We start from the raw sequence: 22303 nt of genomic DNA, 5'->3' as shown, positions 1-22303 counted from the left end.
CGCGTAAGTTGGGGCACTCGGGTGTGGGGGGCCAGGGCTCCCGGCAGTGGATTTGCCGGGAACCCCCAGGTCGCCGGGCCTACCGCCGCTCAGATTGCGGCATTGAAGGCGGTCGGCTTCTTCGAGGTCCATCCCGCGGCGTCCGTCAAGCGTCCGGTCGACTTGATGACGGCCGCCTTGTCGGTGGCGACGGGCGTCAGTGGGGTGTGCCGCCGCTGAGATGACCGGGAAATGGCCGATTCGCTCTGCATCGTCGTGGCCCTGTTCATGGCTGTCTCGTAGCTCCATTCGTCGATGAACAGATCCAGCCCATCCCGTCGCCGTCGTACGATGGGATGATCCTGGGGGATCTGTAGACGTTCTTGAGACAGCCTGAGACCTGTGTGGACACTTCTCGCGCGGACGCTACCACGCAGGACTGTCGAACGCATACTGAGGGTGTGCTCTTCTCGCGCACCTGGGCGAGAATTTCCATAGGTGTTCGCTTCTAGCCGTACGGGGGAACCATGCGGACTGGAACTCCAGGGCCCAGTGTGACTTTGAGTGACAGCGACCTGCCGCCACTCTTCCGGATAAGTGACCATCGCGCGCTGGCCAGGCAAGGAGAATCGTTTCGCGCGGTGCGTACCCAACTGGTTACCCTGCTCCTCGCGACCGCGGCCGCCATGCTCGCGGAACGTCTCGACAGTCATATTCCTGCGGCATTGGCGGCAGTCCTGTACGCGATGACCATCGCCGTCGGCCTGCATACGGCACGCCGTCGGGCCCGGGCCCACTGGCGCGCCCACCGGGACGTCGCCGAGCTGCTGAAATCTCTGGCCTGGCAGTACATGGTCCACGGCGGGCCCTTCCACTCCCGGGTCGCCGATCCCGACGGACTGTTCGCGGAGCGGCTGGAAGGGTGCCTGGCGGAGTTACGGAAGGTCGGCTGGGTCGACGACTCACGCAACGGGACCCGTGCCCGAGGGATCGGTCAGATCACCCCGGCCATGCGGGCGGTACGCGCCAAGCCTTTCGCGGCGCGACGGGACATCTATCTCCGTGACCGGCTGCTCGAACAGTTCGTCTGGCACCGCGACAAGGCGGCGCAGACCCACAGGTCCTCCGTGCACTGGTCGTCCGTCACCGCCGTACTGACTCTGCTCGCGCTGCTGTCCGCCGGCCTGCGGGCGCTCGGTGTGGTCGGCGGCTGGGATCTCACCGGTCTGCTGAGCGCCGCGGCTGCGGCCGGGGTGGCATGGCAGGAGGTACGCCGGCACCGGCCTCTGGCCTACGCGTACGGCCTCATCAAGCAGGACCTCGACATGCTGCGGATCACGATGTCCAAGACCGTGACGGAGATGGCCTGGGCGGATGCGGTGGCGGATGCCGAGCGGCTGGTCTCGCCGCAGCACACCGACTGGGTGGTCAGGTTCGGTTGAGACGCCGGCTCCGCACCGGAGGTCCAGGCCCCGAAATCAGCTACGCAGCACCCCCGGCCGCCACAGCACCGTCACCGGAACTCCTGTGTGGCGGGCGTACGCCACCACGTCGCCGGTGCCGCCGAGGCCTCGGGCGGGGCGGCCGTCCCATACCGCTACCAGGCGGTCCGCGTGGTCGACGATCCAGCGGCCGGCCGCGAAGTAGGCCTCCTCGTGTGTCGCCTCCTCGGGCAGGTTCACGCAGGTGCGGCAGGAGTTGAGGAGGCGGCGGTAGGCGGCCCGGATGTCGGCGTCGCCCAGGTGGGTCTCGTAGTCCATGCCGGGAATCACGGCGGTGACCGGTATGCCCAGGTCCAGGGCCATCTCGGCGAACAACTGGTCGGCCCCGGCCGCGAGGCAGCTCAGGGCCTCCAGTTCCTCGTCGCCCCGCAACTGCCTGCGGATGCCCGTGCGGACGGACGGCAGAACGGCGGCGGGGATCGAGCGGTGCCCGGTCACGCCGATGCGTGTGCGGACGCGCGCACCGATGCGCGTGCCCATACCGGTGTCCATGCCGGTGGTTGTCGACGTGCCGACGCGAGCGCCGACGAACATGTCGTTACGCGTGTCCATCTCAGTCACTGGCTGCCCTCCGCCGTCCACGGTCCGTGACCTCTCTACAGCTCTACAGGGTGCCGTCTCCCAGCGGGGCTTGCCAGATGACCGTCGTACCCGGCCCTGCGCCCGTTGAGTCGTCGCCGCTGTCGCCATCGGCGTACACCGCCAGCCGTACGGCGTCCCGGCCGTCCGGCAGGACCGCCGTCGCGTCGACCGTGACCTCGACGCGGGTGACACCCGGGCGGCGTACGGCGGTGGCGAGGGTGAGGCGCAGGGCGGTGAGGAGCTGGGCGGCGACGGGGGAGGGGACGCGGTGCTCGACGGGCCCGGTGAAGTGGACGGAGGGCCGTCGGCCGAGTACGGCGGTCGCGCCGGCCGTCTCCCGGAGCACCTTGCCGCGCAGGCCTGTCGGTGCGTCGGCGGGGGGCTGCTGGAGGGCGAAAATGGTCGTCCGGACCTCCTGGACGGTGGCGTGGAGTTCGTCGACGGCATGCCCGAGGATCTCGCGCGTGTTGTCGTCGTCCCCGGCCCGGCGCTGGGTGGACTCCAGCATCATGCCGGTGGCGAACAGCCGTTGGACGACGAGATCGTGCAGGTCACGGGCGATCCGGTCGCGGTCCTCGTACACCGCGAGGCGGGCGCGTCGGCGCCGCGCGTCGGCGAGGACGAGCGCGAGGGCGGCCTGCGACGCGAACTGTGTCGCGAGGAGCCGTTCCGTGCCGGTGTACGGGCGGTCGCCGCGTCGGCGCGGCAGCGCGAGCGTGCCGATCAGCCGGCCCTCGGCCTGCAACGGCAGCAGCATGCTGGGTCCGAACCGGTGCCGTACGGGGGTCGTCATCCGCGGGTCGGTCGCCGAGTCGTCGACGAACACCGGTTCCCCGCCGAGGAGTTGCACGAGCACCGGGCTGCCTGGGGCGATGACCGTCCCGACGATGTCACCGGGGTCGTCGAAGGTGGAGGCGGTCACGATCTCCATACCGCCCGCGTCCGTCGGCTGCAGGATGACGCCCGCGGCGGCGTCGGCGAGATGCCGGGCACGGTCCGCGACGATCATCAGCGCGTCGTCGTCGGCCCCACCGGTGAGCAGCGCGGTGGTGACGGCGGCGGCACCCTCGATCCAGCGTTCACGCTGCCGTGCGGTCTCGTACAGCCGGGCGTTGCCGATCGCGATGCCGGCCTGCGCGGCCAGCACCCGCAGCAACTCCCGTTCCTCGTCACCGAACTGGGTCCCGTCGAGTTTCTCGGCGAGATACAGCCGTCCGAACTCCCGGTCATCGACGTGGATCGGTACGTCGATGACGGTGATGCCCTCCCGCTCCGCGCGCCCCAGATCGGCCTTGCGGATCTCCACGAGGCCGTCGTGCCCGGGGTCGGTCATCCCGAATGCCGCGTACCGGGCACCGGCCAACTCGGCCGCGCCGTCCACGATGTGCTGGAGCGTGGTGCGCAGTTCGAGATCGGTACCGATGCCGAGTACGGCTTCGAGACGGGGCGGCAGAGAAGGAGAGGAGGGGGAAGGGGGAGAAGGGGGAGGGGGAGAGTGGGGGGACGGGGGCGGGTCGCCTGGCATGTGGACGGTGGTTGGGGCGGCCGGCTCGGGTGTCCGGCCTCAGGTGGCCAGCGGATCCAGTACCAGGGGCTCGATCCGGCCCTCCAGCATGTACCCGAGGCCCTGCACCGCGCACACGTCCGGCCGTTCGGCGATGTGCACCGGCATGCCTGTGGCCTGGCGCAGCATCTGGTCGAACCCGGGGAGCAGCGCGCTGCCGCCGACCATCATGATGCCGCGGTCGGCGAGGTCGGCCACCAGGTCGGGCGGGCAGTCCCGCAGCACCTTGCCGATGCCGTCGAGCACGGCGGTCAGCGGCGTCTGGATGGCGTCGCGTACGGCGGCGGTGTCGACCTGGACGGAGCGGGCGAGGCCGGTGGCGACGTCCCGACCGTGGATCTCGGTGGACGACGGTCCGTGCGCGGTGAGCCCGTTGCCGGAGAGGGCGAGCTGCAGCGGACGTACGGACTGGCTGGGCAGCATCAGTTCGTGCTGGTGCCGCAGGTGCTGCACGATCGCGTGGTCGACGGCCTCGCCCCCGACCGGGATCCGCTCGGCGGTCACGATCGAGCCGAGGGAGAGAACGGCGAGCTGGGTGGCGGCGGCGCCGCACACCATGACCATGGTCGCCTCCGGCTGCTCGACGGGCAGTCCGCAGCCCACGGCGGCGGCGACGAGCGTGTCGACGAGTTCGACGCGCCGGGCGCCGAGCCCGACGAGCGTCTCGATGGCCGCGCGCTGCGCGAGCGGGTCGGCGTCGTGCGGGTAGCAGGCGGCGGCCCGCAGGAAGGGCTTGCGGCGCAGGGTGCGGCGGACCTTGTCGCCGATCAGGTGCCGCAGCATGCGCTGCGCCATCTCGATGTCGACGACGGTCCCGCCGGACACGGGCCGCACGACCCGGATGTAGTGGGGCGTCCGCCCCGTCATCTTCTCGGCGAACTCCCCGACCGCGATCAGCGCGCCGGTCTTGGTGTTGACGGCGGCGACCGAGGGCTGGTCGACGACGATTCCTTCGCCCTTGACGTAGACGCGGGTCCGCGCGGCTCCGAGGTCGACGGCGAAATGGCAGCGGCGCATCTGTTCCAGACTGACGGTCATGGCAGATCCTCCCGAGAGCGCAGACCGTACGGGCCGCGCCGGACGGCGGGCCTCCACTGGCATCCTGCGGGGGCGGGGGAGTGGGGCGCCTGTTGTAGGGGGCCGGGCGGGGTGCCGCCGTATGGGTATTTTGTCCTTTATGTCTGAATTATGACCAAGGTCCCGAGGGGTCGGGTGCCGGGCGGCCCACGATGCCGCGTACCACCCCCAGCTCCATCAGATCCTGCGGCCGGATCCGAAGCTGGTCCGCCGTCGCCCGCACCTCACCGTCCGGGCGCTTGAGGATGGCCGCCGCGAGCTCCGGCGCGATGACGGAGAAGTAGCTGTCCGGCGTGGCCCAGGTGTTGCCGGGTGCGGCCAGGGCCAGGGCGCCGCCCGAACCGCCCTCGCCGATGAGCAGAGTGGTGACCGGTGTGCGGGCGGCGGCGACCGCGGCGAAGAGGTCCGCGATCGCGGCGCCCGCGCCCTGCCGCTCGGCGTCGGCGTCGTTGGCGGCGCCCGGGGTGTCCACCAGGGTCAGCACCGGGATGCCGAGCCGGTCGGCGAGGCGGATCAGCCGGGCGGCGGTGCGATAACCGGCGGGGCGGGTGGCCGTGCCGAGCTGCGCGGCGTACGCGACGGTCCGCCCGTCCTCCGCACGCTCGCCGAACCCGCACGCCATCCCGGCGTCGGTGCCCCCGCAGCGGTCGCCGCTGATCGCGACGCGCCGGGTGAAGCAGGCGTCCAGATAGGCCTCGGCGCGCGGGCGCCGAGAGGAGCGGGCGCGCTCGACGGCGTCCCAGCCGGTGGTGGGGAGGGACGCCGTGCCGAGGGGCGCCGGCGGTGGGACGGCCCACGCCGACCCGGTCTCCGAGACAGCGCTACCCGTACCCGTACCGGAGCTCAGCAGGCGCAGCCACAGGGCCAGCGTCTCCCGGAGCGCCTCCGGACGTACGATCGCGTCGGCCGCGCCCGCCGCCACCTGAGCCTCGGCCGTGTACGCCGCCGGGTCCGCGTCGGCCGGCCGGACCCGGGAGCCCGCGAAGCCCACCTGGGCACCGGGCAGCGCCAGGACGACATCGGCGCCCGCACCCAGGGTCGCCCACCCGCCGCCGGTCGTCGGATCCCGGAGCACCGCGATCTGTGGCAGGCCCGCCGCACGGGTCAGCGCCGACTGCCGGGCCACGCGCTGGAGCTGGGTGAGCGCGAGCATGCCCTCCTGCATCCGGCTGCCGCCCGTCGCGACGAGCGGCACGACGGGCAGGCGGTGGGCGCGCGCGTACTCGTACGCGAGTTCCAGACGGTCTCCGGTGCGTTCGCCGAGCGAGCCGCCGAGGAAGCCGAACTCGAAGGCGACCAGCACGGCGGGGGTACCCCCGATACGCGCGGTACCGCAGACGACGGACTCCTCCTCGCCGGTGCGGGCGGCGGCGCGGGCACGGGAGGCGTCGTAACCCTGCCAGGCGAGGGGGCCGTCAGGCTTGAACTCCCTTACGGGGTACGGGAGTTCGGCGAAGCCGTCAGAGACGTCGCTGGTGCCGGTGCCGGCGCCGATACTGCCGCTGTCGCAGAGCAGGGCGATGATCTCGCGGGCGGTGAGGCGCCCGGGGGTGTGGTCAGGCACCGGGCAGCGCCCGCTTCATGATCTTCCCCATGTCGTTGCGCGGGAGGGCGTCCAGGTAGCGCACCACCCGGGGGCGCTTGTGCGGGGCGAGCCGGGCCGCGACATGGTCGGCCAACTCGTCGGCGTCCGGCGGGGACTGCGGATCGGCGGGGACGATCCAGGCGACGACGCGCTCGCCCAGGTCGGCATCGGGCTCCCCGGTGACGGCGGCCTCGCGTACGCCCGTGTGCTCCAGCAGCGCGTTCTCGATCTCACCCGCGCCGATCTTGTAGCCGCCGCTCTTGATCAGGTCGGTGGCCTTGCGTCCGACGATACGGACATAGCCGTCGGGATCGCGCACCGCCATGTCGCCGGTGCGGAACCAGCCGTCGGCGGTGAAGGCGGCGGCGGTGGCGTCGGGCCGGTTCAGGTACTCGGTGAACAGGTTCGCCCCGCGCACCTGGATCTCACCCACGCTCTCGCCGTCGTACGCCGTGATGGGCGCCCCGTCCTCCTCGACGAGCCGCAGCTCGACGCCCGGCAGCGGTACGCCGACCGTGCCCGCGCGCGGCTCCCCGTCCGCGCGGACGCTCGTGTTCATCAGCGTCTCGGTCATGCCGTACCGCTCCACGACCCGACGGCCGGTCGCCGCCGTGATCCGCTCGTGGTCGTGCACGGGCAGCGCGGCGGAACCGGACACGAGCAGACGGGCCCGGCCGAGCGCCCCGGCGAGTTCCGGGTCGCCGGGGAGCGCTTCCGCGATCCGGTGGTACATCGTCGGTACGCCGAACAGCATCGTCGCCCCGTCGTTCAGCTCATGGGTGACGCCCTCCGTCCCGAACCGCCCGAGGTGCCGTACCGAGCCGCCGCGCCGCAGCGGCCCGAGGATGCCGAGGATCAGCCCGTGCACATGGAAGAGCGGAAGCGCGTGCACCAGCACGTCCTCTGAGGTCCACTGCCAGGCGTCGGCGAGTGCGTCCAGGGAGGTGGCGATGGCCCGGCGCGGGATGACGGCACCCTTGGGCGGTCCGGTGGTGCCGGAGGTGTAGACGATCAGGGCGGGGGTTTCGGGGGAGGGGTCGGCGTACGTCGTCCTGGGCGCCCCGGAGGAGGGAGCTAGGGAGACCTCGACCTCGATGCGCTCCAACGAGCCGAAGGCCGCGGGGAGTTGGTCGCCCGGGGCGGTGAGTACGAGTGTGGGCGAGCTGTCCTTCAGGATGTGCCCCAGCTCGCTCTCGCCCGACTTCGGGTTGAGCGGCACCGCCGGGACCCCGGCGAGCAGCGCGGCCACGACGCAGACGGCCGTCTCCAGCGTCGGTGTCGCCCAGACGGCGACCCGGCCGCCGGACCCGGAGATCCGGTCGGCGAGGGCTCCGGCCGTGGCGGCGAGTTCGGCGTACGTCAGCGAGCGCTCGCCGAAGCGCAGGGCGGGCCGCCCGTTCGGGGCGCCGGTCGGGTCGTCGGTCAGGCCGGGGAAGAGAGAGGACACGCGTCGTACTCCTTAGCTCGTCACGTCGGTCGTACCTGCGCGGTGACACCCGCGGTCACTCCCGGTGGGGGACCACCAGCACCAGCCACAGCACCGCGGGAACCACGGCCACCACAGCCACCACGACTCCTCCGTACACCATCCGCTGCCGGAAGAAACACTCGCTGTAGACATCCTGCCCCGAGGCCGGCGCCGGCGCCCCGCCCGCCCTACTGCACCAGCATTCGTCCCCCGCCGGTCCGCACCACGTCCGCGACCACGCAACTGACGTTGTCCGGGCCGCCGTTGGCGTTCGCCGCCTCGATGAGCGCGGCCGTTGTCGCGTCCGGGTCGGGGATCGTGGCGAGGAGACGCCGCACCGTGTCCTCCGGTACGGCCCTGGTCAGGCCGTCGGAGCAGAGGAGGTAGCGGTCGCCGGACCTGGCGTCGTGCAGACGCAGGTCGGGGGAGGCCGGGGTGCTGGTCAACGCCTTGCGGAGCAGGGTGCGTTGGGGGTGGGTCGCGGCCTCCTCGGGGGTGAGCCGGCCCTCGTCGATCATCGACTGGACCAGGGTGTGGTCGTGGGTGATCAGGAAGAGCTCGCCGTCGCGCAGGAGATACGCGCGACTGTCTCCGATGTGCACGAGGGCGAGGCGCGACCCGGTCCACACCATCGCGGTGAGGGTGGTGCCGACGTCGTTCGTCCCCTCCGGCCCCGCGCTCCTCGTCTCGGCGATGTCCCGGACCGCCTGGGTGGCGCCCTGGACCGCGTCCTCCAGGAGGTTCAGGACGCTGCCGGCGGTGAGCGGTTCGGCGTCCAGGAACTTCAGGGCCTCGACGGCGGCGGCACTGGCGGGCGCGCCCTCGGGGCCGAAGCCGTCGGCGACGGCAAGGACGCGTGAACCGGCGTACGCCGTGTCCTGGTTGGCTGCGCGGACCAGACCGATGTCGGTGCGGGCGGCGTAACGGAGTTCGAGCAGATCGCTGCTTGTCATGAGTTCGGTGTCCTTCCTCGGCGGTGTCGAGAGGTGATCGACGAGGAACGTGGCGAGATCCCGCCGGGCCGCTGTGTCCGCCTCGACCTGCGCCCAGAAGGCGCGGATCTCCTGGGCGGCGACCGGTGGCTCCATGGCCCCGACCTGCCGGATACGGGCCAGGGGCATCCCCAGCCGGCGCAGCCAGGCCACCAGCCGGGCCTGTTCCAGCTGCTCGGCCGCGTAGTAGCGGTAGCCGGTGTCGGGGTCGACGCGGGCGGGCCGGAGCAGGTCCAGTTCGTCGTAGAGCCGCAGTGCCTTCGGAGAGAGTCGGCACGCCCTGGCGAACGCCCCGATGGTCAGCGTCTCCGGCTCCGTCATGGCGCGCACCCTTTCCTGATCCCGGCTTTCCGCCGGTTCCTCGTTCCGTCACCGATGCTGGGGCTTCACCGAAGGTGAAGGTCAAGCGCTTGTTAACCTTCACCCGGAACCGATATCAGTGGTGAACCAGCGCTACGCGCCTTACCGCCCGCCTTGTCGCCCGCATCACTACCTGCCTTACCGCACGCCTTACCGAGGGAGTCCCCGTGGTCCGCATCGCGATCGTCACCTACGACCCCCGGCCCGGGACCAGCAAGGACCGCGATTTTCCGCTCCTCGTAAGGGAGCTGCTGGCAGCCGGGGCCGACGCGTCCGCCGTCTACTGGGACGACCCCGACATCGACTGGGCGTCCTTCGATCTCGCGCTCGTCCGGTCCACCTGGGACTACACCTGGCGTGCGGAGGAGTTCGCGGGCTGGCTGGAGCGGTGCGGGAAGCTCACGCGGGTCGCGAATCCGGTCGGAGTCCTGCGCTGGAACATGGACAAGCGGTACCTCGGTGAGCTGGCCGCCGCGGGCATCCCCACGGTCCCCACCAGCTATCTGGCCCCCGGCGAGGCCCCCGCCCTCCCCGACGACCGCGAGTACGTCGTCAAGCCCACCTCCGGCGCCGGCGCCCGTTACGCCGCCCGCTACACGCCCGGGGACGGGGAGGCGGCCGTACGGCATCTCGCACGCATGCACGCCGAGGGGTTCACCGCGATGGTGCAGCCGTACGTCGGGAGCATCGACGTCACCGGGGAGCGTGCCCTGCAGTTCTTCGGCGGACGCTTTCTGCACGCCAGCCGCAAGGGGGCCGTTCTCGCTCCCGGAACGGCGTACGACGCCGAGAAGGTCGCCCATCCCGACCTTGAGGTCTGGACCCCGACCTCGGCCGAACTCGCCCTCGCGGACCGGGCGTTGGCCGCCGTACCGGGCAACTCCGGGCTTCTGTACGCCCGTGTCGACATCGTCCTCGGAGACGAGGGTGAACCCCGGGTCATGGAACTGGAGTTGATCGAGCCGAACCTGTTCCTCGACCTGCATCCGGACTCGGTACCGGTGGTGGCGGAGGCCATTCTGAGGGCCGCTGTCAGTCCCTGACCGCCACCCGCTGCAGCAGCCCCCAGGTGAACTCCGCCGCGCACTCCCGCCGTACCCCCGTTCCGTCCGGCGCCGTGAACGCCAGTCCCCAGCGCGTCGGGGCGGTGCCCTCCAGGGGGCGGGCGGGGGCGAAGGCCCGGGCGACCTCGTCGACCGTGCAGGACCAGGGGCGCAGGTCGTCCGGCGTGCGGAGTTCGGGGGCGGGGGCGCCCGGGGCCCGCACCAGCCACTCGTTCCAGGCGACGCCGTTCGGGGCGACGAGCACCTCGAAGCGCAGGTCGGGCCAGAGGGGGACCGGCCACAGCCAGGCCTCGCACTCCAGGTCGCCGATCCTGCGCGAGGTCACCGACTCGGGAGTGCCGAGGACCGAGCGATACCGGGAGGCGGCGGCTCGGGCGTGCCTGGAACGCAGCATCGCCTGCCAGTGCTTGTTGGCCTCGCGCATGTCCGCGATCGACACGCCCAGCTCGTGCCGGGCGTCCTCCACGAGGTCCGGGTTGTGGTCCGCCATGCGGCGCAGCAGGACCAGCTGGAAGTCGATGACCGTGAACATACGAACCATCGTCCCGTATCCGCTGTCCGCTCCGCCGGGAACCGCCCGGACCGCCTGGCGGGCGCCGAGGACAGTCACGGACGGCAACGAAGCCGTCGCACGCCCATTGCCCGGCCGGGCCCTTGTGGTTAGCCTGTCCCCTGTTCGTCATGCCGATCGTCTGTTGAAATCTCGAACGCCGTCGCATCGCGTCGAGATCGTAGACACCCTGAACACAAGAGAGGGGGCCGTCATGGGACGCCTCGTACCTGCCGTGACCCGGGCTCTCGACATTCTTGAGCTCTTCCTGGACGGAGACGGGACTCTCTCCGCCCCGGACATAGTGCGCCGGCTTCAGCTGCCGCGCACCACCGTGCACGAACTGGTGACGACGCTCGCCGCCCGGTCGTACATCGTGCAGGTCCCCGGCCAGCCGGGACGCTACCGCCTGGGCGTGCGCCCGTACCAGCTCGGCAGCCGCTACGCCGAGCAGCTCGACCTCGCCGCGGAGGGCCTGCAGGTGGCCCGTTCCGTCGCCGAGAACTGCGGCGAGACCGTGCACGTCGCGATCCTCGAAGGCACGGACGTCATCTACATCGCCAAGGTGGACTCCACCCACGCGGTCCGGATGGTGTCGGCCGCGGGCCGGCGCCTCCCCGCCCACTGCACCTCCGTGGGCAAGATGCTGCTGGCCTCGCTCCCCGACCACGAGCTCTCCGCACGGGTTCCCGACAAGGTTCCGCTGCCCGCGATGACGCCGAACAGCATCACCGACCCGGCGGCCCTGCGCGAGGCTCTCGCGGAGATCCGCCGCCGGGGCGTCGCCGTGGAGAACCGCGAGTCGAACCCGGACGTGAGCTGCGTGGCCGCGCCGGTGCACGACCGCACGGGCCGGGTGGTCGCCGCGCTGTCGATCTCCGTCCCGATGATCCGCTGGAGCGACGACCACCGTTCGGAGCTGGAACAGCTCGCCGCCAAGGGCGCCGCCGAACTCTCCGAGCGCCTCGGTCACCGGAGTGTGGCATGACGACGTACGAACCCGCCCTCGAAGTGGCGGTCCAGGCACAGGCGACCCTCGGTGAGGGCCCGACCTGGGACGCGGCGGAATCCCGGCTGATCTGGATCGACATCCTCGGTTCCCGCGTCAACACCTACGACCCGTCGACGGGCCGCCGCACGGTCATGGCGACGGAGCAGCACGTGGGCGCGGCGAAACCGCGCGCCGGCGGCGGTCTGGTCCTGAACCTGCGCGACGGAGTGGCCCTGTACGACGGTGAGGGCGCCGACCCCGCCACCGGCTTCCGCTGGCTGCATCACGACCCGGTTCCCGGGCGCCGCGCGAACGACGCGGCGGTGGCCTCCGACGGCTCCCTGTGGGCCGGCACGATGCGCTACGACGAGGCGCCGGGCGGCGGCACGCTGTCCCGGTTCACGGCGGACGGCGGGGTCACGACGGTCCTGGACGACGTCGCGGTGAGCAACGGGACGGGCTGGAGCCCGGACGGCCGCCTGATGTACTACATCGACTCCCCGACCCGCCGCGTCGATGTCTTCGACGTGTCGGCCGACGGCCAAAGTGTCGGCAACCGACGCCAGTTGGCGCTGATCGAGGAGGGCGCGGGCTTCCCCGACGGCCTGACGGTCGACGCGGACGGCTGCGTCTGGGTCGCCCTGTGGGACGGCGGAGCGGTCCGCCGCTACACCCCGGCAGGCACCCTGGACCGGACGATCACCCTCCCCACGGTCCGCCCCACGGCCTGCGCCTTCGGCGGCCCGAACCTCACGGACCTGTACATCACCACGGCCCGCGTCGGCCTGTCCGCACCCCACCCGATGTCGGGCTCGCTCCTGGTCGTCCCGGAGGCGGGCAAGGGGGTCGCCCAGCCGGCGTTCGCCGGCTGACCGGTCCACTCGCCGCCGGAGCGCGTCACCCCGTCCCGAACCACTCCTCCGCCACCGCCTCCCAGGTCCCCTCCACGGGTACGTGCAGTTCGCGCATGTACCAGGGCAGGTTGCTGTACACGTGCAGCAGTGTGTACGCGAGGAGTTGGGGCGGGGCGAAGGTGTGGCCGTACGCGCGCGACAGGCGGGCCAGCAGGTCGGGGTCGCCCCGGGTGACGAACAGGCCGACGCCCACGAAGTCGTAGGCGCGGTCGCCGATCATCGCCGGCTCGAAGTCGAAGAGGCCGGTCAGCCGCCAGGTGTCGGGGTCGATCAGGAAGTGCTGCTGCATCACCTCCGTGTGCAGCAGCGAGCGGGCCGGGGCCCGGGGGAGCGGGGTCGCGGCGAGGAAGTCGGGGATCCGGTCCAGCCAGGCCGCCGACAGACCGTGACCGCGCTGCTGCTCCACCGTGCGTTCGCGCCGCCGGTCCAGGAACGCGCCCCAGTTCTCCGGGCCGAGGACGTCGTCGAGGGGCGCGGGGTCGAGGGCGTGCAGAGCGGCCAGCGCCTCGCCGATCTCGGTGACGAGGCGCTCCCGGTGGGCGCGCGGGACATGGCCCCAGACGTGGGCGAGGTTCACGCCGGGCAGGCGGGACATCAGCACGTACTGCCAGCCGTTCTCGTACGGCCCGAAGTCGTGGACCCGCGGGGTCGGTACGGGGAGCCGGTCCCGCAGGTACGACAGGACCCGGCCCTCGGCCCTGCCGTCCTCGGCGGCGGCCCCGGGGAACAGCTTCAGGACGAGTTCGTCGCCGACCGCGTACACCGGCTGCGAGCCGTCCGCGAACCGGGTCAACGGGGCGCCGCCCAGGCCGAGGCGGGCGCACAGGTCCGCCGCCCCGGCCCGCATCACCGTCTCGTCGGGGACCACCGAGTCCCACTGTTCGTCCGTCTCGACCACAGGAAGCATGATCCGGACCGTACGGTGGCAACTGGTGGACAGGCAATGTCATTTGGTGACAACCGGACCGTCTGGTCCACCGCCCGGCCCGTGGCCCGGCTCGTGGCCCGGTCCGCCGTCTACTCCACCGCCTTCCACTCCTCCGGTCGCAGCGGCGGCCCGCTCAGCGGCGGTTTCAGCGGGCCGATCGCCGCCGCCAGCAGCACACTTGGCGCCAGCAGCACCTCCGCGCCGCGTTCCAGGGACGTCACGTCCGTCACCCGGCGGGCGATACGGCCGTTGCCCGCGGCCGTGCGCATGAGGCGGCCCACATAGGCCGCCAGTACACGGTCCCGCAGGGTGGGGCCGTGTTCCGTGGCGCCGGGATAGAAGATGTCCTGGCTCGTCGCCAGGTCCCAGGCGGCGGCGACCGGACGGGCCACCGCCTTCTGGACCCGGCGGGACAGGCCGGGCGTTCCCCAGCCCTGACGGCGGATCACATCCCGCAGGGCCACGGCACTTTGGGCCGCCACCGACATCCCGTGGCCGTAGATCGGGTTGTAGGCGGCCAGCGCGTCGCCGATCACCGCGAAGTTCTCCGGCCAGGCGGGCATCCGCTCGTAGAAGTGCCGGCGGTTCGACGTCGTACGGGTGACGGAGACGCCCGTCAGGGGTTCCGCCCCGGCGAGCAGTTCGGCGATCACCGGGTGGCGCAGCTCCTCGCGGGCGAAACGCGTGAACTCGGCGCCGTCCGTGGGTGGTTCGCAGCCCCGGGTGCCGGACAGGGAGACCAGCCAGCAGCCGTCCTCCACGGGTGAGAGGACGCCTGCCCGGCCCGGCCGGGCCGCCCTCGGGTCCGCCTGCACGTTGACCATCGGGTAGCTCCGCCGGGCGGGTTCGGGCGCCCGGTAGATCCGGCTGGCGTACGCGAGCCCCGAGTCGACCACGCGGCGGGGCGGTTCGGGCAGCCCCAGTTCGCGCAGCCAGTGCGGGGTACGCGAGGCGCGGCCGGTGGCGTCCACGACCAGGTCCGCGTGGAGTGTGCTCCGGCTGCCGTCGGCGCCCCGCACCCGTACGCCGGTGACGGCCTCGGCCGTGCCCTCAAGGCCCAACACCTCGGCGTGCTCGACCAGTTTGACCCGGTCGTCGTCGAGGACCTGGGCGCGGACCGTCGCGTCCAGCAGATCCCGGCCGCACAGGAACACATGGTGCGACTCGTCCCACCGCCGGAACCAGCCCTGCGGTGCCAGCGCCACCATGTCCGTCGTGACAGCCAGCCGGTGCGCACCGGCGTCGAGCAGCAACTCGCCCACGCCCGGCACCAGTTCCTCGACGGCCCGGGCACCGCCCGACCACAGCACATGTACGTGGCGGGCCTGCGGCAGGTTCCGGCGCGGCTCGGGGCCGTCCGGCAGGACGTCGCGCTCGACGACGGTCACGCGGTCGGCGAACTCGACCAGGGCACGGGCCGCGAGCAGTCCGGCGAGCGAACCGCCGAGCACGACGGCCGACCTGACGGGGCGTCCGGAGACTGGTGGAAGGGGGGAGTCGACGGAAGTCGGGCGATCACTCATATACGTGCAGACTCTCTGCTGGGGCGGTCGCGAGGGTGCGCACCGCCTCGATCTCATCGGGGTGACTCAGCACCTGGGACACGGCCTCGATGCCGCGGAGCAGGTCCGTGAGCAAGTCGGTCTCGTGGCCGGTGACTTGGGGGGAGGGGTGACGCGGCAGGGCGCGTGACTCGATCGCGTCGCGGATCGTCACCGCCGCCGCCAGCGCTCCGGCCCGGCGCGCGCCGTGGCCCAGGTCCACGGCGGCCTCGTACGCCCGCCGCCGCAGCTCCTCGTCGAAGTGGCGGGCGAGTTGCAGCAGGGCGTCGCGGATGAACGTCTCGCGGCGCACCAGCCGCAGTTCCGGGGTGGCCCGCAGCGAGAAGGGGACACCTCTGCCGGTGGCGGTGCGCAGCAGGTCGTACAGCGGGCCGAGCCGGCGGCGGGCGCGCCGGATCCGCCAGCGGTCGCGCAGATACTGGCCGGCGTGCGGCAGCACGTACCCCGTCGCGATCAGGACGGCGGCCACTCCGGCGGCGCCGGGGGCGAGTTCGGTGGAGAGCGGATCCAGGTCGCCGCCCGCCCAGCGGGCGACGACGGCGGTGCCCTTCGCCGCGTCGAACACCAGGTTGGCGGCGTAGCCGACGGCCAGCGACCGCAGGCCCCGGCGCAGCCACACGTCGAGTCCGGCGGTGTGGATCCAGTCCCGGACCAGCCGGTACGTCAGGACACAGGACGTGGTGTGCGCGAGCAGGTAGAGCACGATCAGCTCACGCATGAAGGGTGTGCGGGCGTAGTACGTGTCGAGGTCGCGACGGCGCTCCACGGGTACGTCCGCGAGCGCGAACAGCGCCCACAGCGCGACGATCACCCCCGCGTGCCCGACGGCGACCCACCGCATCGCGCGACGCCCCTCGGCCGATCGCGGCGAGCGCCCGGCGAGGCCGCCGCGCCACGCGATCATCAGCAGCAGGCTCGCTCCGCAGAACGCGACGAGGAAGCTGTAGACGAGGGGCGCCGCGAGGTTGGGTACGCCGGTGACCCGGTTGGTCCAGGCGACGGCCGGTGGTGCCGCGAGGACGAAGATGCCGCAGGCGAGCAGCAGCAGTCCGCCGACCGCGCGCCGCAGCGGGTCACCCCACAGCCTGAGGATGCTGGGCAGCTTGAACACCAGGGCGGCGGCCAGGAACACGATCGGTGTCCCGAACACGAGGACGGAGTACGGCTCGCCGAGGAAGCCGGAGGGGTTCATCGCCGGGCGTTTCCGCTTCCCAGGCCGCGATACCCCAGCGAGGCCTGCACACCGCTGCTGCCCGCGCTCGCCGTACGGCCCTCCACCCACGGCCGGAAGACGGTGGCGAGGCGGTGGCCGAACTCCTCGGCGTCGGCCTCGTCCGCCTCGCGGGAGCCGTTGCGGGCGGCGACGGTCAGCGCGCCGCCCTGCCAGGACTGCTCGTCGGCCAGGACCCGGGCGGCACTCGCGCCGACACTGTGGTGGTGACAGTGCCCGGCGTGCAGATGCCACAACTCATGGCCCAGAATGACGAGTTGCTGCACCGCCTCGGCCCGCTCCTCGACGATGACCAGGTCGAACTCGTGGAACTCCACACACAGCCCGGTGACTTCGATCTCGTCGGGGAAGCGCTCGAACCGCAGCTCGACGCGCCGCCCGCGCCGCGCGCTCATCTCCGCGCACAGCGCCCGGCACAACTCCCCCGCGCCTGACGTGCTGTTGGCCTGGTCCCGCAGGGCCACGTCGAGCGCGCCGGTCAGGTCGCGCATCGCACCCCGGGTCCGCAGCCGGTGCGCGGCCCGGGCGGGCAGCAGCGCGGCCAGCACATCCCGCGTCATCCCCCGCGTCGTCACCGCTCCGTCTCCTCGCCGCCGCTCAGCAGCCCTTCGAGCATCACCGCGAGGGCCTCCTGCTTGCGCGGGGTCAGCCGTCGGCCGCGCAGGGCCAGCGTGACGACACCGTGCCGGGTCGCGAACCGGACCAGCGGTCCCTCCTCGGCGCCGCCGAGTTCTCCGAGCAGCCGGCGCAGTTCACGGTCGAGCACGACGGGGGCGGGGTCGGTGAAGAAGCCGGTGCCCTGCTCGACGCCGAAGTACGCGGCGAGCGCCGTGAGATCGGGAACGTTCGGCATCTTCTTGCCGAGGAGCAGCTGACGGGCCCACTCGGGGCTGATCGACAGGGCGCCCGCGACCTCCTTGCAGACCTCGGCACGCTTCCTGCCGTTCGCCGCGAGCCGTGTCTCGTGGAGGGTGCGCACCCGGCGCCGGATACGGCCCTCGATATCGTCGGCCGGAGGCTGCGCGCCCTCGGTCAGCAGTGCCCGGATCTCGCCCTCCGTGAGAGCGGTACGGGCGGACAGGACGCGTAGGTCGAGGACTTCGGCGCGGTCGAGGCGGGCCTCGGCGATGCGCTCTTCGAGGAGGGCCAGGGTCTGCGGGAGGGGCTCACTCACGGGCCGACCCTACGCGTCCGGACCCCTGGGCACCAGGGAAATCCAACGATCGTTGGAGCAGCCGGAACGATCGTTGGGCACGCACGCCATTGACGTGCGGACACTCCAAAATTACGGTTTTGTTCGAGGTTACGAGCGGATACCGAGATACCGAACGTCGTACGCAGAACACAGACGCAGAACGCCGGAGAGGAACCCATGTCCCGCACCGCCCGTTTCACGATCGACCCCGCCTTCACCGTCGGTGAGGTCAACCCCCGGCTCTTCGGCTCCTTCGTCGAACACCTCGGCCGCTGCGTCTACACCGGCGTCTTCGAGCCGGGCCACCCCTCCGCCGACGAGGCGGGTCTGCGCACGGACGTGCTGGAGCTGGTCCGTGAACTCGGCGTCACCGCCATTCGCTACCCCGGCGGCAACTTCGTCTCCGGCTTCAACTGGGAGGACTCCGTCGGCCCGGCCGACGAACGCCCCCGCCGCCTCGACCTCGCCTGGCGCTCGACGGAGTCCAACCGCTTCGGACTCTCCGAGTACATCGACTTCCTCCGCAAGATCGGCCCGCAGGCCGAGCCGGTGATGGCCGTCAACCTCGGCACACGCGGGGTCGCCGAGGCCCTCGCACTCCAGGAGTACGCCAACCACCCCTCCGGGACCGCCCGTTCGGACCTGCGTGCCGCCCACGGGGACAAGGACCCGTTCGGCATCAGGATGTGGTGCCTCGGGAACGAGATGGACGGCCCCTGGCAGACCGGCCACAAGACCGCCGAGGAGTACGGCCGGCTCGCCGCCGAGACCGCCCGCGCGATGCGCCAGATCGAGCCCGACCTGGAACTCGTCGCCTGCGGCTCCTCCAGCCAGAGCATGGAGACGTTCGCCACCTGGGAGTCGACGGTCCTCCAGGAGACGTACGAACTGGTCGACTACATCTCCCTGCACGCCTACTACGAGCCCCAGGACGGCGACATCGACTCCTTCCTGGCCTCCGCCGTGGACATGGAGTCGTTCATCGACAACGTGGTCGCGACCTGCGACCACGTCGGCGCCCGCCTCAAGTCGAAGAAGAAGATCAACCTCTCCTTCGACGAGTGGAACGTCTGGTACATGTCGGGGTGGCACGAGATCGAGAACTCCGCCACGCGGGACTGGGCCGAGGCCCCGCGCCTCCTGGAGGACGTCTACTCCGTCACCGACGCCGTCGTCTTCGGCTCGCTGCTCATCGCCCTGCTCCGGCACGCGGACCGCGTGACCGTCGCCTGTCTCGCCCAGCTCGTCAACGTCATCGCGCCGATCATGACCGAGCCGGGCGGCCCGGCCTGGCGCCAGACGACGTTCTTCCCGTTCGCCCAGGCCAGCAGGTACGGGCGCGGCGAGGTCCTCGACGTCCGGGTGGACTCGCCGACCTACGAGACGAAGAAGTACGGCGAGGCGGACCTGCTGCACGCCACCGCCGTACGCGCCGACGACGGCACGGTCACCGTCTTCGCCGTCAACCGGGACCGCACCCAGCCGCTGCCGCTCGAAGTCGTCCTGAACGGACTGGAGTTGACGGCGGTCGTCGAGCACAGCACGATCGCCGACGCCGACCCGGACGCCCGCAACACCCTGGCCGACCCGGAGCGCGTCACCCCGCACCAGGCCACCGGCACCACCCTCCAGGACGGCACCCTGACCGCCGTACTGGAGCCGCTGTCGTGGAACGTGATCCGACTGGCCTAGTTTTTTCGACTACCGGCCGGGGGAGGGGACGTCCGTCACCGGAACTCCCCCGGCCGCGCTCCCCAGCAGCGTCAGCCGTACCCGCCCCGGCCCCGACTCGGTCGTCCCGTCCGAAAGGACCGCCAGGGCAAGGGTGTTGGCGCCCCGGGTGCGCAGGATGCCGTTCGGGAGGACGAAGGTGTGCTGGGGGCCGACGTCGTTGATGTACTGGCCCATGTTCCAGCCGTTCAGGAAGATCTGGACGCGGTAGGCGCGCGCCGGATCGTCCTCCAGCAGCAGCCCGATCGACGCGTCGACGCCCGGATCGACGGCGAGCCGGAACCCGGTCCGGTACCAGGCGACCCCCTGCCGCCTCGGCTCGGCACGCGGCAGATCGACGGCGGGCCAGTCCTCGTCCCCGTACCCCGGCAGATGCCAGCCCGACCGCTCCCCGTACAGGCCGCCGGTGTTGAGAGGTCCCCGCACCGGATCGGCCGCCGCCGCGCCCCGTAGCCGCCAACTCACCGCAGGAGAGGCGCCGGTGAAGGTCACCGCCGTCAGCCCTCGTGCGACCTTGTGTGTGTCCAGCGCCTTGCCGTCCATGTCGTGCTGCATCCGCCGCACCAGCACGGACAGCACATGTCCGCCGGACGTCCGCGCCTTCTCCGGCACCGCGAAGCTCGCCGTGGCCGCCCAACTTCCCTTCCGTACCGTCTTCTTGTCCGGCACGGGCATCCGGTGTGTGCCCAGCGGCTCGCCGTCCAGCCATGCCGTCAGCAGCCCCTGAGTCCCGGTGCTGTAGCCGAGGTGCACGGATTTCGCGCCCTGGGCGTCGGTGAAGGAGCCCCGGTACCAGACGTCTCCGTAGTGGAACCCGTAGTCGTCGGCGAACAGCACGGGCTGCCCGTCGGGCACGGCCGTCGTGCTGAAGGTCGAAGTCCGGTCGGCGACAGTCCACTCGGAGTCGTCGAACCCCGGCTCGGACTCGGGGTTCTCCGTCTGCCGCCGCCAGCCGTCCAGCACGGGCAGAGCGACCTCCGGGACACCGGCCAGGGGATCCTCGGCCCGCAGACTGCCGGAATCGGTGGCCGACGTTCGCAACGGCTCCTCGTTCCAGACCACTTCGTGGATCCCGTGCGGGCCCCACACCTCAAGGCCGGTGGCCTCGACGGTGTCCCCGGTCAACCGCGCGACACCATCAGCCAGTTCGGCGGTCCGCAGCAGCGAAGGCCCGTGGACCAGCACGGACCCGGCCGGAGTCTCGCGCGGCCACAGCCGCACCGAGGTCTCGTCGTCGGCGAGGAGGAGAAGGAGGGGAGCCGCGACACCCCCGCCTTCCACCAGCACCCTGGTGAGCCCGCCGAGCCGGGCCCTCACCCGCACCAGCCCGTCCGCGTACGAGACCTCCGCGTCGCCCGCCAACACGGTCACCGTCGGCTCGCTCGCGCACTCCAGCGCCGTCACCGTCGTCTCTCCGGCCCGTCCCGTCAGTACGGCGACGTCCTGGCGCCCCGCCGTCAGCCACAGCATCGGCTGGGCGTTGGAGTACGCCAACTTCCGCCGCCCCAGGGCGATTCCGGAGGCGAGGAGACGCGCGTCCGAGGCGGGGACGGTGACCGGCAGCGAGATCCCGGCGACCGGGAGAGTCGAGGTGACCGGTTCCGTGGAGTCGTTGCGCAGGACGTACACATGGGCATGGGTGTCCGGATTGGCGAGGTGGTAGACCCTGAGCCGCCCGCCGCCTGCCCCGCCGTCCGCTGCGGCGATGTCCTCGGCCCGGTCCAGTTTGGCCAACTCCGGGACGCACCGCACCAGATGCCCGAGCTGGTGCATGGGGACGACCTTCGGGGTCGCCCGCCGCCCCTCGTCGAAGGCGGCACCGTAGTCGTACGACGTGTACACCTGCGGGGCGGGCAGCCAGCCCCAACTGGTGCCGCCGAAGGTCATGTAGACGTTGTGGACGGTGATGCCGTTGGCGAGGTTGGTGAGATAGAAGCGCCGTTCGTAGGCCGCGTCCCGGGTCCGGGCCGACCCCGCGTACCCCGCCCCGTCGAACTCGGCCCCGCCCCACGGATCGAACCATCCGCCCCCGAACTCGGGAACGAACCCTGGCGTCCCCGGACTCGCCGTGGCCCCGCCCTTCTGGCCGCCGATCCCGAAGTACCCCCAGTCCGGCGGGAGTTGATCGGGGTCCGGATATCCGTCGAAGCCGTACAGCCAACGCCCCCGCTCACCGCCGGTGTCGAAGGTGCCGGGGGCCCAGTAGCCGTTCCTGCCCAGGTCGTTGTGGAAGAGGGGGACGTCGATGCCGTCGGCGCGGACCTTGGCGTACAGATGGGACATGTAGTCGATGCCGGTGGGCTCGGTGACGTACGAGCCGTACTCGTTCTCGATCTGGTAGAGCAGGACCGTGCCGTCGCCCCGGGTGTGGAGGTGCCGGGCGACGATCCGGTTCACCGCCGTCAGCCACTCGTCGACGTGGGAGAGGTAGGTCGGGTCGGAGGTGCGGGCGCGGCCCTTCGTCGCGGTCAGCCAGCCGGGGAAGCCGCCGGCGTCGACCTCGGCGTTGATGTACGGGCCCGGCCGCAGGATGACGTACAGCCCGGTCTCGGCGGCCTGGCGCAGAAAGAGGTCCAGGTCGCGGACGCCCGTGAAGTCGTACTCGCCGGGGGCGGCGGAGTGGTAGTTCCAGGCCACGTAGACGCTGACGGCGTTGTAGCCGTGCGCGCGCATCTTCTGCAGGACGTCCCGCCACAGGGACGGGCTCGGCAGCCGGAAGGGGTGCGTCTCGCCCGACCACAGGACGAGCCGTCGGCCGTCGACGAGCAGGGAGTAGCGGTCGAAGCCGACGGTGTGCGGGCGGCCGTCCGCCGAGGGCGGGTCGGGGGCAGGACCGGTGGGCGCGATGCGGGCCGCGTACGCCGATCCGCCCGGCCCGTCGGAGCCCGTGCCCGCGCTCGCGCTGAGGGAGAGACCGAGGGCGGCGGTGCCGGCGAACGCGGTGAAGGTCCTTCTGCTCAGCACCAACGTGCTCTCCTCGGCCGTACGGGCCCGCGCGTGCGGCCGTGGACGGACGTGTGCGGACGTG

Annotated in this window: 19 protein-coding genes; 5 read left to right on the top strand and 14 right to left on the bottom strand. The window is 71.8% G+C overall.

The genetic code is table 11. The features are described 5' to 3' along the window. Nucleotides 1–89: 89 nt before the first annotated feature. Nucleotides 90–269 carry a hypothetical protein gene (locus PV734_RS22705; RefSeq protein WP_319291273.1) on the bottom strand — a complete coding sequence of 60 codons (180 nt, stop codon included), beginning with the start codon at nt 267–269 and terminating at the stop codon, nt 90–92. 237 nt (nt 270–506) lie between these two features. Between PV734_RS22705 and PV734_RS22700 the strand changes: the two genes are divergently transcribed. After that, a complete protein-coding gene (locus tag PV734_RS22700) occupies nt 507–1421 on the top strand; it encodes a DUF4231 domain-containing protein (RefSeq protein ID WP_319291271.1) in 915 nt (304 codons plus the stop codon). Between the two features lie 36 nt (nt 1422–1457). Here the strand turns inward: PV734_RS22700 and PV734_RS22695 are convergent, their stop codons facing one another. The 6 genes from PV734_RS22695 to PV734_RS22670 all read right to left on the bottom strand — a co-directional run bounded on the left by PV734_RS22695 (nt 1458) and on the right by PV734_RS22670 (nt 9070). Beyond that, on the bottom strand, nt 1458–1961 hold the full coding sequence (locus PV734_RS22695; RefSeq protein WP_319093464.1) for a hypothetical protein: 504 nt from the start codon (nt 1959–1961) through the stop codon (nt 1458–1460). Between the two features lie 124 nt (nt 1962–2085). Continuing rightward, nucleotides 2086–3588, bottom strand: a complete 1503-nt coding sequence (locus tag PV734_RS22690; RefSeq protein ID WP_319093228.1) for a GAF domain-containing protein — start codon at nt 3586–3588, stop codon at nt 2086–2088. Between the two features lie 39 nt (nt 3589–3627). Further along, on the bottom strand, nt 3628–4665 hold the full coding sequence (locus tag PV734_RS22685) for a rod shape-determining protein (protein WP_006376286.1): 1038 nt from the start codon (nt 4663–4665) through the stop codon (nt 3628–3630). 148 nt (nt 4666–4813) lie between these two features. Beyond that, on the bottom strand, nt 4814–6268 hold the full coding sequence (locus PV734_RS22680) for a carboxyl transferase domain-containing protein (protein ID WP_415924246.1): 1455 nt from the start codon (nt 6266–6268) through the stop codon (nt 4814–4816). Further along, a complete protein-coding gene (locus PV734_RS22675) occupies nt 6261–7736 on the bottom strand; it encodes an acyl-CoA synthetase (RefSeq protein WP_319093227.1) in 1476 nt (491 codons plus the stop codon). Before PV734_RS22675 ends, PV734_RS22680 begins: the two co-directional genes overlap by 8 nt. A 209-nt stretch (nt 7737–7945) precedes the next feature. Next, nucleotides 7946–9070, bottom strand: a complete 1125-nt coding sequence (locus PV734_RS22670) for a MerR family transcriptional regulator (RefSeq protein ID WP_319291268.1) — start codon at nt 9068–9070, stop codon at nt 7946–7948. Between the two features lie 206 nt (nt 9071–9276). On the opposite strand from PV734_RS22670, the gene PV734_RS22665 reads away from it, so the two are divergent. Beyond that, entirely contained in the window at nt 9277–10152 is an 876-nt protein-coding gene (locus PV734_RS22665; RefSeq protein ID WP_319093225.1) for a hypothetical protein, read from the top strand. Here the strand turns inward: PV734_RS22665 and PV734_RS22660 are convergent. Next, a complete protein-coding gene (locus PV734_RS22660) occupies nt 10142–10714 on the bottom strand; it encodes a hypothetical protein (protein WP_319291354.1) in 573 nt (190 codons plus the stop codon). The genes PV734_RS22665 and PV734_RS22660 overlap by 11 nt on opposite strands. 223 nt (nt 10715–10937) lie before the next feature. Between PV734_RS22660 and PV734_RS22655 the strand changes: the two genes are divergently transcribed. Further along, nucleotides 10938–11711 (top strand): IclR family transcriptional regulator, encoded by a 774-nt coding sequence (locus PV734_RS22655; protein WP_319093224.1) that lies wholly within the window; start codon nt 10938–10940, stop codon nt 11709–11711. Beyond that, nucleotides 11708–12586 (top strand): SMP-30/gluconolactonase/LRE family protein, encoded by an 879-nt coding sequence (locus PV734_RS22650; RefSeq protein ID WP_319291265.1) that lies wholly within the window; start codon nt 11708–11710, stop codon nt 12584–12586. The genes PV734_RS22655 and PV734_RS22650 overlap by 4 nt, the downstream gene beginning before the upstream one ends. A 25-nt stretch (nt 12587–12611) precedes the next feature. Here the strand turns inward: PV734_RS22650 and PV734_RS22645 are convergent, their stop codons facing one another. The 5 genes from PV734_RS22645 to PV734_RS22625 all read right to left on the bottom strand — a co-directional run bounded on the left by PV734_RS22645 (nt 12612) and on the right by PV734_RS22625 (nt 17523). After that, a complete protein-coding gene (locus PV734_RS22645; protein ID WP_319093222.1) occupies nt 12612–13535 on the bottom strand; it encodes an aminoglycoside 3'-phosphotransferase/choline kinase family protein in 924 nt (307 codons plus the stop codon). A 110-nt stretch (nt 13536–13645) separates the two neighbouring features. After that, nucleotides 13646–15079, bottom strand: a complete 1434-nt coding sequence (locus PV734_RS22640; protein WP_319291262.1) for a pyridine nucleotide-disulfide oxidoreductase — start codon at nt 15077–15079, stop codon at nt 13646–13648. Next, complete coding sequence (locus PV734_RS22635) at nt 15072–16310, bottom strand: MAB_1171c family putative transporter (RefSeq protein ID WP_319291260.1); 1239 nt, start codon at nt 16308–16310, stop codon at nt 15072–15074. Before PV734_RS22635 ends, PV734_RS22640 begins: the two co-directional genes overlap by 8 nt. Further along, nucleotides 16307–16840, bottom strand: coding sequence for a toxin-antitoxin system, toxin component family protein (locus PV734_RS22630; protein ID WP_319093461.1), 534 nt, complete (start codon nt 16838–16840; stop codon nt 16307–16309). Before PV734_RS22630 ends, PV734_RS22635 begins: the two co-directional genes overlap by 4 nt. An 80-nt stretch (nt 16841–16920) precedes the next feature. Next, the gene (locus PV734_RS22625) at nt 16921–17523 is read right to left on the bottom strand and encodes a transcriptional regulator (protein WP_319093219.1); all 603 of its coding nucleotides are present in this window, start codon (nt 17521–17523) and stop codon (nt 16921–16923) included. A gap of 198 nt (nt 17524–17721) precedes the next feature. Between PV734_RS22625 and PV734_RS22620 the strand changes: the two genes are divergently transcribed. Further along, a complete protein-coding gene (locus tag PV734_RS22620) occupies nt 17722–19236 on the top strand; it encodes an alpha-N-arabinofuranosidase (protein ID WP_319093218.1) in 1515 nt (504 codons plus the stop codon). 9 nt (nt 19237–19245) lie between these two features. Here the strand turns inward: PV734_RS22620 and PV734_RS22615 are convergent, their stop codons facing one another. Continuing rightward, entirely contained in the window at nt 19246–22242 is a 2997-nt protein-coding gene (locus tag PV734_RS22615) for a beta-galactosidase (protein ID WP_319291258.1), read from the bottom strand. Between the last annotated feature and the right edge of the window lie 61 nt (nt 22243–22303).

Origin of the sequence: Streptomyces sp. AK08-02, from assembly GCF_033795085.1 — a bacterium.
GTDB classification, from domain to species: domain Bacteria; phylum Actinomycetota; class Actinomycetes; order Streptomycetales; family Streptomycetaceae; genus Streptomyces; species Streptomyces echiniscabiei.
This window is presented reverse-complemented; position numbering and strand designations above follow the sequence as displayed.